10 protein-coding genes are annotated in these 14,326 nt (G+C 69.4%); 4 read left to right on the top strand and 6 right to left on the bottom strand.

Going from position 1 to position 14,326, the window contains the following annotated elements; translation table 11 throughout:
• The first annotated feature begins 102 nt into the window (after positions 1-102).
• The 3 genes from AC07A4_RS40115 to AC07A4_RS40125 all read left to right on the top strand — a co-directional run bounded on the left by AC07A4_RS40115 (position 103) and on the right by AC07A4_RS40125 (position 3,463).
• Entirely contained in the window at positions 103-1,614 is a 1,512-nt protein-coding gene (locus AC07A4_RS40115) for a Mu transposase C-terminal domain-containing protein (protein WP_478609304.1), read from the top strand.
• Positions 1,611-2,384, top strand: a complete 774-nt coding sequence (locus AC07A4_RS40120; protein WP_478609218.1) for an AAA family ATPase — start codon at positions 1,611-1,613, stop codon at positions 2,382-2,384. Before AC07A4_RS40115 ends, AC07A4_RS40120 begins: the two co-directional genes overlap by 4 nt.
• A 110-nt stretch (positions 2,385-2,494) precedes the next feature.
• A complete protein-coding gene (locus AC07A4_RS40125; RefSeq protein ID WP_478609221.1) occupies positions 2,495-3,463 on the top strand; it encodes a hypothetical protein in 969 nt (322 codons plus the stop codon).
• 103 nt (positions 3,464-3,566) lie between these two features.
• On the opposite strand, the gene AC07A4_RS40130 is transcribed toward AC07A4_RS40125, so the two are convergent.
• From AC07A4_RS40130 to AC07A4_RS40150, 5 genes are all read right to left on the bottom strand, one after another.
• A complete protein-coding gene (locus AC07A4_RS40130; RefSeq protein ID WP_478609224.1) occupies positions 3,567-4,982 on the bottom strand; it encodes a Wadjet anti-phage system protein JetD domain-containing protein in 1,416 nt (471 codons plus the stop codon).
• Positions 4,975-8,046, bottom strand: coding sequence for a coiled-coil domain-containing protein (locus AC07A4_RS40135; protein ID WP_478609227.1), 3,072 nt, complete (start codon positions 8,044-8,046; stop codon positions 4,975-4,977). Before AC07A4_RS40135 ends, AC07A4_RS40130 begins: the two co-directional genes overlap by 8 nt.
• The gene (locus AC07A4_RS40140) at positions 8,043-8,612 is read right to left on the bottom strand and encodes a hypothetical protein (protein WP_478609229.1); all 570 of its coding nucleotides are present in this window, start codon (positions 8,610-8,612) and stop codon (positions 8,043-8,045) included. The genes AC07A4_RS40135 and AC07A4_RS40140 overlap by 4 nt, the downstream gene beginning before the upstream one ends.
• 85 nt (positions 8,613-8,697) lie before the next feature.
• A complete protein-coding gene (locus AC07A4_RS40145) occupies positions 8,698-9,261 on the bottom strand; it encodes a hypothetical protein (RefSeq protein WP_478609232.1) in 564 nt (187 codons plus the stop codon).
• On the bottom strand, positions 9,254-10,405 hold the full coding sequence (locus tag AC07A4_RS40150; protein ID WP_478609234.1) for a hypothetical protein: 1,152 nt from the start codon (positions 10,403-10,405) through the stop codon (positions 9,254-9,256). Before AC07A4_RS40150 ends, AC07A4_RS40145 begins: the two co-directional genes overlap by 8 nt.
• A gap of 286 nt (positions 10,406-10,691) precedes the next feature.
• Between AC07A4_RS40150 and AC07A4_RS40155 the strand changes: the two genes are divergently transcribed.
• Positions 10,692-11,561, top strand: a complete 870-nt coding sequence (locus tag AC07A4_RS40155; protein WP_478609236.1) for a WD40 repeat domain-containing protein — start codon at positions 10,692-10,694, stop codon at positions 11,559-11,561.
• Positions 11,562-11,796: 235 nt separating this feature from the next.
• On the opposite strand, the gene AC07A4_RS40160 is transcribed toward AC07A4_RS40155, so the two are convergent.
• A complete protein-coding gene (locus tag AC07A4_RS40160) occupies positions 11,797-13,932 on the bottom strand; it encodes a helicase associated domain-containing protein (protein ID WP_478609238.1) in 2,136 nt (711 codons plus the stop codon).
• Positions 13,933-14,326 lie beyond the last annotated feature (394 nt).

Consider the following 14,326-nt stretch of genomic DNA (forward strand, 5'->3'; position numbering starts at 1 on the left):
CCTTGATCGCGAAAGGAGACGGACCGCATGAGCGGCTCGTGTCCACCCAGCCCACACCCCACCCCACCCGCCCTCCCCGCCCGGCTGGGACGCGCGGCCGCCATCGCGCGGCTCGTCGCGCTCGACCAGCGCAATCAACTGCTCACCGCGCACGTGAAGTTGGCCGCGCAGGCCCTGGGCCGCTCGGAGCGGACGGTATGGCGGTGGCTGGCCGAGGCACGCAGCACCGGCCGTCACACCCCGCTCGCCAGGACCCGGTTCACCATCACGCCGGAGATCCGGCGGCTGCTGGTGCTGTGGTGCGGCAACGCCTCCGCCGTACACCGTGAACTGCGCCAGCGTGCCGCAGACGACCCCCGGCAGGCGGTGCCGTCACTGGCCACCCTGCACCGGGCGCTGCGCCTGGATCTGACGCCCGGGGACCGGGCCGGCCTCGCCCACGGGGAGACAGCACGACGCGCCCATGACGTCTTCGGTAAGCGCCCGCCCACAGAACGCAACGCCGCGTGGGAAGGCGACCACAAGTGCGTACCCGTGCAGGTATGGGTCGAGGGCGAACTCGTGCAGCCCTGGGTGACTTGGTTCATCGACTGCGCGACCCGCGTCATCACCGGAGTGGCCATCACCCCCCACGCGCCGAGCACCGACGCCGTACTGGCCGCGCTGCGCACGGCCTTGGATCGCACCGGGACGTTCGGGCCGGCCGGAGGGCTGCCCGGCCTGGTCCGCGTGGACCGCGGCAAGGAGTACCTGTCCGCCGCCGTTACCTGCGCGCTGGGCGCATTCGCCGTGCCCGTCGTGGACCTGCCGCCCTACACCCCTCATCTGAAAGGGACCATCGAAGCCCTCAACGGCGCTGCAGAAGAAATGCTGTTCGTCTCCCTGCCCCGCTACACCCGCCAGCCCAAGCTCACCGGCAAGCGCACCGTCGATCCGGACGCGCCGGCGCTCACCTTCGAAACTTTCGTCAAACTGCTCCTGGACTGGGTGAGGTGGTGGAACACCGAACACAAGCCCAAGCGCCTGGCCGACCGCACCCCGCTGGAGGCGTGGCGGGCGGACCCGACCCCCGTGTACGACGTTCCGGCCGAGCAACTGGCCCTCTTCGGCCTTCAGGACGACGGCCGTACCCGCACCATCAGCACGCACGGCGTGCGCTGGCACAACCGGCACTACATCGCCGAGTGGATGGTGGGCCTGGTCGGCACCCGGGTGATCCTGCGCTACCTACCGCACCACGAGACCAGCATCGAGGTCTTCGACGTGCAAGGTGCGCACCTAGGCCCAGCGTTCTTGGCCAGCGCCGCCACCCCTGAGCAGATCCGCCAGGTCCGAGACGCCCGCGCATCCAAGGCCCGGCGGCTTCGCGCGGACGCGAAGGCGGCCGCCAAACTGCGCCGCGAACGCTTCGAAGCCGTCACCACCGCAGCTCCGCCACAGCGGCTGCAGGCGCTGACCGAGCACGAGGCCGAGACCGAACTGTCCGGCGCGGCCGCACTGGACCTGTCCCGGCTGGCCAACCCCGGCTTCATCCCGCACCTGCCACCCTCCGACGACTGGGCCCGCCCTCTGCCGCCGGACACCGCCCCGGACGCCCCTCAGGATCGCGCGTGAACAGTGACATGAACTTCGGCCGGCTCCCTGCGGAGAGCGCCGACCATTTCCACCGTCTGGACGCTCAGGTGGTCGGCACGGAAGCCCTGTTGACGACGGTGGACAACATCCAGGACACCATCGAGGCGCAGGGCATGATGTGCGCCTTCGGATCGGCCGGCTTCGGCAAGACGATGTCTGTGAACTGCGCGCTGCGCAAACTCGCCCCGGACATCACCTACCGCCTGGAGCTGCGCTCCGGCCCCACCCCGCGCGACATCCGGCACGGCCTGTTCCAGGCCCTGGGGCTGCCCGGGGAGCCGCCCACCCGTCCGATCGAATTCGACACCCTGCTCAAAGAGACACTGTCGGAAACCTTCCGTGTCCTGGTGTGTGACGAAGCGCAGTGGATGGGGCGCAGCTCGTTCGAGTACTGGCGGCACTTGTGGGACGACCGCAACACCCAGATCTCCGTGATCTTCGCTGGCGGTGACGGCTGCTACAAGGTCCTCAAACGCGAGCCGATGCTCACCTCTCGGATCTTCATCTGGCAAAAGTTCACCCGCATGTCGGAGAACGAAGTCGTGGCCACACTGCCCGCCTTCCACTCCGCGTGGTCGGGAGCGGACCCGCACACGATCCGCGGCATCGACCGCGCCGCGGCACACGGCAACTTCCGCAACTGGGCCACCGTCACCAAGCATCTGATCAACGGCATGGACAAGATGCAGCTGACCGAGATCAACGACGACCTGGTCCGCTGGGTCTACAGCAAGCTCAGCGGCATGTAACCGCAAGGCCAGCCGGGGGGGCGCTCACCAGGCGCGCCCCCGGCCGGCTCGTCCCGGGGCACGCACGGCACCGCCCCTGAGAGCGGTGCCACGCGGAAGGACAAGGAACAGTGAGGCGCGCCGCGCACCAGGTGACGGTCGTCATCGATGACCACGACGACTTCGCGTACACCCAGGCCGCCCTGCACGCGCACCAGCCCGGGCAGGGCCGCATCACCGTGCAGCCGACTCCGGCCAGCAGCCGCCCCGCTGCCCTTGCCCACGATGTCCTCTACGCCCTGGGCAAGCGCCTGGCACCGGGCCCGGGCACCCCTGATGGGCGGCTGGACTCGGTGGGCCCCGCCTGGCTGGCCGCGGCCGCGTGGAGCGCTGCGAGCGGGCTGCGGCACCTGGTGGTCACCCGCACACACCTGCTGAGCACCGCACGGCTGGAGCAGCTCCTCGCCTGGCGAGCGGCAACCGGGATCCAGCTGACGGTGCTGTGGCAGGCCTCCCCCCGGCGCATGCCGCCGGTGCTGGCCTGCGCCGGGCGCCGACTTGAGGGCCTCCGCCCGCTCCAGGCGGTGCTCGCCGAGCCGGGGCCGGCGCCCGCCCGCCCGTTCTTCCCGCCGCTGCCCACCCCACCCGCCGCCTCTGCCCCGGCCCTCCAAGAGCCGCACGCGCCCCTGCCACGGCCCCCCGCACTGCCGGCCCCGCCGCCACGGCCGCGCGAGGCCTGTGCCGGGGCTGCCGCGGCAGCCCAGTTCCTCTCCCCCTCCCCCACCCTGCCAGTCCACCCCCAGGACGCCGCGCACCTGGCCGCTCTCGCCCACCCGCTCACCGCAGGCGCCCTGAGCGCGCTCGCGTTCACCTCCACCACGCAGATCGCCCTGCGGTGCATCCGCGACATCGACCTCGACGGCAGCATCACCGTGCTGCGCACCCACAGCCCCGGCCACCGCCACTGCCGCCTGCACACGGTGCCCGCCTGGGCGCGCCCCCTGCTCACCGCAGCACGCGCCCATCACCGCCTCGCCGCCCGCCTCCCCGCCGAAGAACTGTTCACCCCGGGACCGCTCCCGAACGCGGGCCGCCGGTGAGCCCTTGCGAAGCACCTCTGCGGGCTCTCCGCACCCCGCCCTGAACCGCACAGGAGCGGTGGAAGACGGCCTGGACCGCGCGCCGCTCTGGCCTGACACGGGGTCAGGAAGAAGCGGGAAGCGGTACGGATTTCAGCAGACCCGGGAGTGTGGGGAGAACGTCGTTGTAAAGGGTCTCCTGTTCGCAGCCGTGCCCACCGGTTCGAGCGATTTCATCGGCCAGATCACGCAGGGCTGCGATTCCCTGACGCGCGAGCCGGACCGCGAGTTCGCGGTTCTCTTCCAGCTTCGCGGGCTCCTGGTGGTACTTAATGCCAGCACGGTAGAGGTCGACGGTCATCGCGACGGGTGTGATGGGCCGCCCGATACGGTCGGCGAGGTTACCGATGATGCGAATGCCGTGGGCGTCGAGGTCGCCCCACGCCGCGACGGGCAGACCGTCGAGACCGCGGAGGAATTCGGCCAGTCCGCTGGTCGCGTACCCCTTGCCCCAGATGCACAACCAGGTGTCGGCGATCTCCGGGATCTTGCAGACCTGTTCAAAGGTGTCCTGGTTCTCGACCAGGAAGATGCCCCGGGCATCGCAGGAGATCATGCCGAGGGAGCGGACCCCGCGGGCAGGCAGAGCGAGCCAGGGGTTGCAGGCTGCCGCATCGGCGATGACGGTTCCGACGCGCCACTGTAGGGGGCCGCGGATGCGTAGTTCGGTGTCGGCCTTGTCAACGGCCTGGTCGAAGGGGATGCCGATCAGGTTGGAGAAGGCCTGCTGCCTGGCTGGGGTCCAGGCGCTCTTGGTGTTGCGCAGGCTGCGTCCGGCGAGTTCCTTGGCAGTGATCTTGCGGGGGGTGTCCTGGGCGGGCCACCAGATGCCAGCCGCCCGGATGGCGACCTCGTACACGCGCCAGTCCTCGGCTCGTGTGGCGGTGCCTTCGGGGATCTTCAGGACGCGCCCGGGTGGTGTCTTGGCCAGCAGCGCCTGTTCATGGGCGAGTTGAGGGACGCCGGACATGATGTCGAGGAGCTCGCGGTGCAGGTCTTCGGGGTGCTGGCGGCCTTGGAGTTCGGCGAGTTTGTCCTCGGCGAGTTCGGCCCACGACTGGGTCAGGGTCCATGACCGCGGGCTGTAGGCGGTGCCGTTGACGACGTCGCAGCGCAGGATGACGGCGCCGCAGCGGATGAGGTCGACCACGGTCTGCCAGGCGTCGCCGAGGTCGGCTTGGATGGTGGGCCAGCGCTTGGTGGTCTTGGTCCGCAGGACCTTCATCAGTTGTCGGGTGGTCAGGGCGGGCGGCGGCTCATAGGGGCTGACGGGGTGGTCGGCGACGAGGTCGACCTGCCGGGGACTGACCCGCCGTCGCTGGTCCCTGGGGACGCTCACGTGGATGGTGTCGTCGGCGTCCTTGGTGATGCGCGGCAGGGTGACAGCGGTGATGCCCGGCGGCAAGTTACGCAAGGGGACGGTCTCGCGGCCGTGTGCCTCGCCGATGAGGAGTGGAGGCCTGGGGGTGGGATCAGACATGGGCGCGTCCTGCGGTGATCCAGTCTTCGGTGAGTTGGGTACGGTCACCGTTGCTGTCGAAGGCCCAGATGTTGGTGGGCTGGTTGATGATGTCGGCCGCTGATGCGTGGACGAACCACAGCAGTTCCCCGCAGACATCGGCGGCGTCGGCGAGGACGCTGTCCTGGCAGGTGCCGAGGATGGTCAGGTGTTGGTCACGGGCGACGTCACGCAGGGCGGCGAGCATGTCCTTGCGGTTGACCTCCCCGAGGCTGTTGCCGAGTTCGTCCAGGATCAGGACTCTGCCCTGGGTCTGGGAGTCGGCCAGGAGTGCCGCGAGGACCAGCAGGATGGCATGCACTTTGACCTGGGCGCTGTTGGCGTTTTCTCGGTAGGAGACATATCCGCCGCTGCGGGAGCGTTTCCACCGCGGAATGACTTGCCACTGCCAGTCACCGGCGCCCTGGGGGCGGACGCTGATGTGCTCGAGCTTGGCTCCGTGGCCGTCGCCACGCAGGTCGAGGTCGTTGAAGGCGGCACTGATCTGGGCGAAGAGGCCGTCGAGGTGCTTTTCGATCATGTCCTGGAGGGTTTCCAGGTTGCGGACGCAGGTGGCGACCCCGGTGGTGAGTTCTGCGATCGCCTGTTCCCGGGCGTGCTGGTCGCGGGTAATGCGCGTTGCAGCCACTTCGTCCTGGTCGCGGTGGCCGGCGAGGCGATTGTCCAGCGGTGCCGCCACGTCGGTGAAGGTGAGGGTGGGCAGGGCCGTAGGGTCGGTGTCGGAGAAGGCCCGCATCGTCTCCTCTCCGGCGCGGAGCTCTTCGCCGACGTCTGCGCCTGGGGTGCCGTCCAGCCCGTAGTACTCGTAGGCCTTGCGTAGTTCGTCCTGCGCCTGTCGGTGCAGGGTCGCCGGCCGGGGTGAACGAGCCTGGTCCGATGCCGGGTCCAAGAGGCGGGCGGCGTCTTCGAGGGTGCCGTCCCACTGCAGCTGCCACTGGGCTGCTGCGACTTGGCTGCGCTGGCGTTCAAGAGCCGCCAGGGTGCGGTGCCGTTCCTTGAGCGCCTTGCTGACCGCTTCCAGTTTGAGCTTTGCATTGGCGAGAAGCTGCTCGTGGGAGGCGTGCCGGGCCACGGCTTCCTTCCAGGTCTGCTGGAGTTTCTGTTCGTCGTGCGCGGCCTTGTTGACGCGGCCGGTCAGTTCGTCGATCTGGGTCTGAAGGTCGTTCTCTCGGGTGCGGAGGCGTGCGAGTTCTTCGGCGGCCTCGGCGGCCGCGTGCTGGGTCGTGGCCAGGGTGAGGGCAGCGGCGGCAACGGTCACGGCCTCGGCGGCCTCAGCGGTGCCCTGCTCGGCGGTTGTGAGATCGTCGCGGGCTTGTCGGAGCCGGGCTTCGCGCCCGGCCAGCGGGGTCGTGAAGCCACCCATCACGGTCAGGGCCAGCGCCTGGTCATGGACGGCAGCGCCGTCGGCTGAGGGGATCAGACGTTCTTGAAGGGTGCCGAGGAAGCGCGCCACGTTCAGGGTGCTGTGCATGCCCTCGGGCAGGCGTTCTTGCCCTTCGTCGGACGAGATGATCTGCGCGCCGGGCAGAGCGGCATGCAGAAGGCGGCGGGCCTTTTCTTCATGCTCGGGTTCGACGACGATCGCGTCCTGCCAGGGCGCTAGACGCGGTTCCCACGCGGGGCGGGCGGCCTCGTCCACGTTGAGCTGGTCGAGCAGGCCGTGCGCGGGGATGCGGTGTTCACTCAGCAGATCGATGGCGTGGCCAGCCTTCCCACTGCGGCCCCGTTCGACGTTGTGCAGGTGGGTGCGGGCTCGGGTGGCGATGTCTTCGGCGTCCAGGCGTTGCAGCTCAGCCTTGGCGTGATCGCGTTGGCGTCGTTCCAGGCGGGCGGCCGCGGTGGCGCAGTCGCTGCCGTCCCAGCTTTGTGCCTGGGGCAGGAGCGTGGTCCGCTGACTGTGCAACAGCGCCTGCTGGGTGGTCAACTCCGTCATCTTGCTGGACAGTTCGCGTGCATGTTCTTGGGCGCCGGACCACGTCTGGCGGGCTTCGCTCTCCTGGGTGGCGAGGTCCGCAGCGGAACCGAACGAGGTCACATGGCCCTCGGCGTCCTGCACCAAGTCTGCGACTGCCGCGGCCGCTTGCCTCTCCTCCTCCATGGCCGCGGCGATGCGCTGGTCGCTGTCGTGGGCGTCGCGGAAGGAGGCCGCGAGGTAGCGGCGCCATGCCTCGTGACCGAGCTGGAGGGCGAGGCGGGCAGCCTCGCGGGCGTGCACGCCGCTCATCACGTCGTCTTCTGCGAGCAGCGCCTGGGCGTGCTCCGTCTGGGCCTTGTCGAGGTTGATCTGGTGTTCCAGGGCCTGGCCACGCAGGTCCTCTTCCTCTTCCAGCAGGTGTGTCATGCCCGACAGGGCGATTAGGGACCGGCCGATGTCGTGGGGCTCCATCTCGGTCAGCTGCTGGCTGAGCAGCGAGGGAACGGGTGGGCGCAGGGCGGTGTCGAGGTAGGTAAGGCAGCGCGGGGCGGTGCCGTAGAGTTTCTCGGCCATGGCCCGGGCGGAAAGGATCTGGCGTGTGCCCAGCTCGCGCCACAGGGCGTCGGCCTGGATGCTGCGCTCGTGATCGGTGGGGGCGTCGGCGAGGTGCAGGCCCTCGATCCAATTGGCTTGCAGGTAGGGGGCGGTGGTGGCGATGCGGACCCATACGGTCAACGAGCTGGTGACGGGGTCGGCAGGGTCGGCGAAGACGCCGACGATGTAGCCGTGGGTGACCGGAGAGGCATGGTGAGCTTGGTCGACGCCGGCTGCGTCGGGACGGAACAGGATGCCGCTGGCGTGCCGGCCCCCGTTGGCCTCCAGGCGCCACTGCGGGTCGGCCAGCAGCAGGGAGACGGCGATGAGGAAGCTGGTCTTGCCGGAGCCGTTCGAGTCGTCCTTGGGACCGAGGCCGGAGACAGCGATGAAGGTCTCCGGGAGGATCGGAACGGCGTGTGCCGTAAGGCGGGCGATGTCGAAGGTCTGGACACCGACGAGTTGACGGTCGCCGACAATGCCCCGGGACGGATCGGACGCGGGCGGAGTAGTCATGGTGTGTCGGGCACCTCGTGGTCGGGAGCGGCAGCCGGAGGCACGACGCGGAGGGCGCGGCGGCGACGGATCGATTCGGCGAGGGGACCGTCGGGGTCGGCGAGCAGGATCAGCTGTTCGAACAGCTCGGCGCCCACGGCCGGCGTCAGGCGCAGGAACTGGTTGCCCAGGACGTAGCCGGGTTTGGTCCGGCGGACCAGATCGGCGTCGGTCAAGCGCTGCAACGCGCCGGTGAGGGCCACGTCGGACACCTGGCAGTCCTTGAGCTGATCCCTGGGCACGGGGGTGCCCTGGGTCCACAACTGCTCGGGCAGGGTGATGCCGGACGCTCGTGGAATGGCGACGCTGAACAGCAGGATCAGAGTGAGGACGGCGCGGTCGTCGCGCGGCAGAATCCCGATTCCTTCGTGCGCCAGACGTTGTCTGATCTCGTCGGTGTAGCCGGTGAGGTAGCCGCCGCCGACCGCGAGCAGCGTGCGTCCGGATGCGGCCAGGACCTGTTCCACCACGACCCGCAGCGGGGTCTCTGCGAGGGCGCGATAGTGGGCCGGCCGCACAGGGAGCATAGCGGTCTCCACTGCGCAGACCGCCGCTCGAACGTCCGCTCGCCGGTTGTGGGACAGGGCTTGCAGTGCCGGTACGTCCACCGGTTCACCTCTTCCTCGGGGCGGGCAGGACGTCGTAGCCGCTGCGGAGTTCGGCCACATCGCGCTCGGACCACAGCGCGACCATGGGTCCGAGGCGGATCATGCCGTCGCCGGCGTCCGCCGAGAGGTGGCCGCAGGCACGCAGGAACCGCAGGGCCGTCAGGAAGTGTGCGCTCTGGCCCAGTGCGGCCACGCCTTCCCGGGGAGTGAGGGCGTCCTGGAGGGGAGCCAGGGAGGCGATGACGTCCTCCTGCGCGGCGGGCTGTCCCGGGTACAGCGGCTGGCTGGGGTCGGGCCAGCAGTGGCGGATGCAGCAGGCCAGTGTGACCAGGCGGACGGCCGAGGCGGTGCGGTGGGCGTCGCTGTCGCCCAGGGCGCCGCTGGCCGGTTCCACGTCGAGGGCCCAGCCGGCCATCAGCTCCTGGATACCGTCGGGTGTGACGGTATCCACCAGACGGCGCTCCACATCGTCGACGACGCGGCGCAGCTGGCTGAGTTCGGCGCGGTCCGCGGGGACGGGAACCGTGCGCAGGGCCCGGGCGCGTGCCAGCAGGTAGGGGTCACTCATGGGGGCTCTGCGGTGCGGCTTCGGTGTCGTCGTCCATGCCTTGGGGGCTGTCGGGGATGCGGTACGCGGTCACCGGTGAGGCGTAGGTGACCGGGCCTGCACCATCCACGATGACCTCGCGGGAGATGTCGAGCATGAACGGGATGGCCGGGTCCGCTGCGGCGCGCAGCAGCTCGATCAGATGCTTGACCGCTGCCTGCCAGGGCAGGGCCCGTAGGGCGGCGGTGACGTCGGCTTCGTCCTTGCCGGCCATGAGCAGGGTCACGGTGGCCTCCCGTCGCTGGCGGGCGAGCGCGGCCTTGGCGCGTGCGGCCTCGACCGGGTCCGGTCCGGGCGGCCGCGACGGGGGGCGGGGCAGGCGCTGCCGTGGTGGTGGGGGCTGGTGGTCGGCTGCGGCGGTAAGGATCTGACCCGTGGTGATCTGGACGTGCGGCGGATCGAAGACGGTCGTGGCGAACACCTGGGCAAGCGCGTCGGCGGAGGACCGCCGGGCCGCGGTCACGTACTGCTCGGGAAGGAGCATGCTGAAGTTGCGGCGGGTGGTGGCTTGTTGCATGAGCCGGTCGTGGAACTCGTTGACGGCTGCCGTGTAGCGCAGGGCTTCCTGGATCAGGCGGGTACCGGCAGGACGCAGCGCGGGGTACTGCTCGGCGACGGCGTGGACCAGGTGTTTTGCCTCCTCGAGCGAGGTGGTGTAGGCATGGTGGTGGCGCTGGCCAAGCAGTTCTTCGACGGGCCTGGTACGCACGAGCCGCAGCAGGTGGTTGGTGTAGTTCGCCAAGCTGCGCCGGGCCTGCGCAATCTTGGCGGCCAGTTGCTCCTCGGTCAGGGAGCCGTTCAGGAGGCCTTCGCGGGTCCGGTCCAGCAGCATGGTGATCTCTTGGACACCGCCGGCCTCCCCGAGCCGCTCATAGACCAACAGCGCCGCGCCGCTGGTCGGGTTGAACACATACCGCTGGTCGTGGGCCTTGCCGCGCAGCGACTCCAGCAGACGAAGCTTGATGAAGACCCGGAATCTCGCATCAAACTCGCAGGCGGAGGCAACCGCAGCACACGCCTGGGCTATCTCCGCGCGGCTCAGGCCGTGTTCGGAGCCGAAGTCGCCGAACACGTCCCGGATGGCCTCGGCGATGCGCAGTGCCACCGGATCGCGTGTCACTGCGCTCGGTGCAGCAGCGACCGGTGCCACGAATGGCGGTATGTGCTCTAGACCCTCCGCGTCGTCCTCCTGCTGCACGGAGAACAAGTCAGGCTGATCCGGCAAGTCCCCCTCCACCTCGCATCACGTGCGTCCCTGGACCAGCATGACCGCTACCGGGCTCAAAGGGCCTGGAAACCACAAAACTTGTCTTTGTCCATCCCTAGCCCCAGCCGCAGCAGTGAGCGCGTGTCAGGTGCATCGGGATAGCCGAGGTGTCCATCGTCCCGTCGTGCTGGAGCGGAGCCTCGCGTCGGGCCTGGCCGTCCCGGAAGGGGTGCGGGCCGGCTGGCAGGCCGATCTGGCGGGCACCTGGCTTCATGTCCTGGCATACGAGCACCCCAAGCCCGTGACGTTCCTGGAGGCAGTACCCGGCCCGGACGACGAGACCGCCGTGGTGGTGGGCGACGAAAAGACCATCCATCTGTGGCACGTCGGGCGTGATGCCGCCAAGCCGATCGCAAGCGGCTCGTTCCAGGAGAACCGCTGCTGCGCCGTGCAGCTTCCGGACGACCGGATCGCTGTCGTGGTGGCTGGCAACACAGGAGCGGTCGTCGTCGATGCCACCACCGGCGAGGTGGCAGGACTACCCGACGGCGGGCGGGGCATCACCGCGCTGCTGGCGCTGCCCTCCCCCACCTGCCGCTGCCTGGTGATGGGGGCAGCGCGCTCCCGGCTGCTGGTGTGGGACGTGGCCAGTGGCGAACTCGTCGAGGACGGCACGCTGCCCCACCGCCCCGCAGTCACTTCGCTGTCTCTCATCCCTCTGCCCGATGGCTGTGTCGCGGTGGCCGTCGCCACGCCCCACGAGATCGTGATCTGGGACCCTCGAGACCGGAGTCCGATCAGCCGGATGGACACCCCGTACACCGCCGCCATGACCCCGCTCCCCCACGTCCGGGGAACCTGTCTGCTGGCAGCAGGCAACGGCACCGGCATGCGGCTGCGGGAGCCCCTCACCGGGCGTCTCGTGCATTCCCTGCTCACCGCGGCACCGGTCACCAACATCGTCCACACCCCCGGCCGCACGCAGTACGTGCACATCGGCGGTCCAACGGGGCTTGCCACTCTGAACTGGCCGCTCCAAGCAGAGCCGTCGTAGGGACACCACCGCCCGACAATGCCCACTGCCGGAGCACAGCTTCACACCTGCAGGGAGCCTCTGACCAGAACCAACTCGCACCTGTCTATAGCAGTCGGCATGAGAATGACTTGGGCTATCGTCACGCATGTCAGCAACAGGTCGGCACTACCCGTCAGTTCCAACCAGCAGGTCACTGAGGCTGCGTCACTGACACTCAGGCAACAATGCCCAACTGACACGCTCCCGCAGACCATCAGTGGGTGAGGAGGTCGCGTTGGCCGGGGTCAAGGTGGGGCCAGGTGGTGAACTGACGGTGCAGCCACGCGCCGGCCTTCACACCATCGATCACCGTGTCCCGGCGGAGCGCGGCGGGGTCGTTGCCGGCCTCGATGTGGTGGCGCAGCAGGTGGTATTTGCGGTGCCAGTCTGGGCCGTACGGCAGCGTCCACGTGGGGTCGAGCGCGGTGAGCTGGGTGGTGCGGTCGGCGGGCAGGGCGTTCTTGCGGGCGAGGCCGCGTTGGACGACGAGGAATTGGCCGCCGGGGGCGGTGGTGGGGATGGCGAGGTGGCCGTGTTCGGTGTGGAAGGCTTCGAGGGTGGCCAGGTTGGCCTGCCAGGCGGCCTCGTGGTCGTCCCAGACCATGCCGAGGTCTTCAAGCTCGGTGATCCAGTCAGGATCGAGGGAGTTTTGGTGGTAGGCGGTGCGCTGGCCGGTGATGAACGCGCCCAAGCGGTAGCCGTAGGCGTCCTCGAAGTCGGTGGGCACGCGCAGGTGATGGTGTTCTTCGTGGTAGCGGATGGCGGCCGCCAGGCCGGCGCGGCGGGGTTCGGAGAGGGCCGTGCCGGTGGCCGGCCAGGCGATGAGGTCCATCGCGCGGGCGATGTGGCCGGGGTCGAGGGTGAAGTCGAAGCGGAAGCGGCGCGCGATCAGCCGGTGGGCGTCGCGGTCGAGGCGGTGCTTGGTGTTCTTTCTGGGGGCGCGGGCGGCGATGGACTGGTCGTGGTGGCGTAGCGCTGCGGTGATGAGCCAGAGGGCTTCGTAGGGGGTGCCCAGGAGGTCGGTGGGGTCTGCTGTGGGTGGGAGGTAGCCGGGAACGATCAGGCTCGCCGTCTTGCGGTCGACAGCAGGGGGCTTGCGGAGGGCGCGGCCCAGGGCCTGGACGATCCGGCGGACACTCGCGGTGCGGTCGGCGAAGGCGATGCCGTCCACAGCCGGCAGGTCGACGCCCTCGGACAGGACCTGGGCGTTGGTGATCACGGCGCGGTCGGCTTGTTCGAAGCGGGCCAGGATCTTGGTGCGCTGGTCGGGGGTGTGGGTGCCGTTGATCGACTGCACGGCCAGATCGTCAGCCCAGTCGGGGCGCTGCGTTTCGGGGAGGGTGCGCAGGGTGTGAGGGAACTGGCGGGCGAAGTCGGAGGCGTCCGCGACCTGCTGAAAGTAGACGATCACATGGTGGAGGTCGTGGGCGGTCATGGCTTTGAGGACGGCCAGGTGCAGCGCGGTCGTCCGCCGGGCGGTGGGGGCGAAACCAGCGTGTGCGTCGTCCTGATTGGTCAGGACGGTGCGCAGGTCGGTGTCGGTGATGGTGGGGATCAGGAGCTGGTAGTCGGCCAGGACATCGTCCTCGATCGCATCCGCGTGGGAGTACGTGTGCAGGCGCGGGCCAAAGACCTTCGCATCGTCCATCGACGCGACCAGGGACGGTGCCTCCCACGCGGGCGCGGTCGCGGCGGTCCGCTTGGGGAGTGGACGCCTGTCCGGGACTTCGGCCAGACGCGGGGCCTCCCACTCGTAAGGGGTTGCGGTGAGGTAGAGGCGGCGGTCGGCCCGGACGTGCTGGTTGTCGTGGAGCATCGTCCATTGCTTGTCCCAGCTCCCGGCCGTGCGGTGTGCCTCGTCCACGATCATGAGGTCGAAGACGGGGGCGGTGAACACCGAGTGCCCGGACTCCTCGATGCGGGGCAGCGAGTCGAGCGTGACGAACACGGTCGCCTTCTTGTGCCGGGTGAGCCAGTAGGCCAGGTACTCCCCCGAACCCGTACTCACCGCCCCCGCGCCCGCGAGCAGCGGATGCTTGTCGGCCTGGAGGGAAGAGACGGCCATAAGCGGCTCGGTACGGCCGTCCGTGCGTGCGGCCTGGGCCCACTGGGCGATCAGGTCCAGGGACGGTACTGCCACCAGCAGATGCCGGGCCTGAAGGGCTTCGGCGGTACGCAGCGCGATCAGGGTCTTGCCCGTTCCGCACGCCGAGACCATGTGCCCGCGTGAGCCCGGCTTGTTCAGATGCCGCACCGCGCTGTCCACCGCCTGCTGCTGATCTGGGCGCAGCAGCCGACGAGGGGCAGGGGCTGTGGCCGCAGCGGACACAGACTCAGGGCTGGTAGACATCACGTGCAACCTCAACTCACGGCTGGCATGGCATCCGCCATACTTCCGCAGGGAAACGGGCGATGTGGGGGCAGTCGGAGATGAACATCACCTCTATGGGGCGGAGACCGTCGCTTCTTCGACCACGCCCTAACTTGGTTCAGGCGCCCAAGCGGGCGGCTCAGGGTGATGCGGGACCGGGCTGAGGCTGGGCGGGCACGGGTGCGCTGGGTGCCGGGTCTGCGGTCTGCTCGGCGAGTTTGCGGTAGCCGATCGCAGTGAGAGCGCGGTAGAAGCCGAAGAGGGTCGCCACGCCGAAGGCGGTGCGTCTCGAAGACGCCCATCTCTTGAAGGCTCTGCCGTGCCCAGTCAAGCCGGTCCTGGATGTCCTCGCCCACCGCCTGCCTCTCCCCCA

The sequence above is a fragment of the Streptomyces sp. NPDC043996 genome, assembly GCF_056435225.1.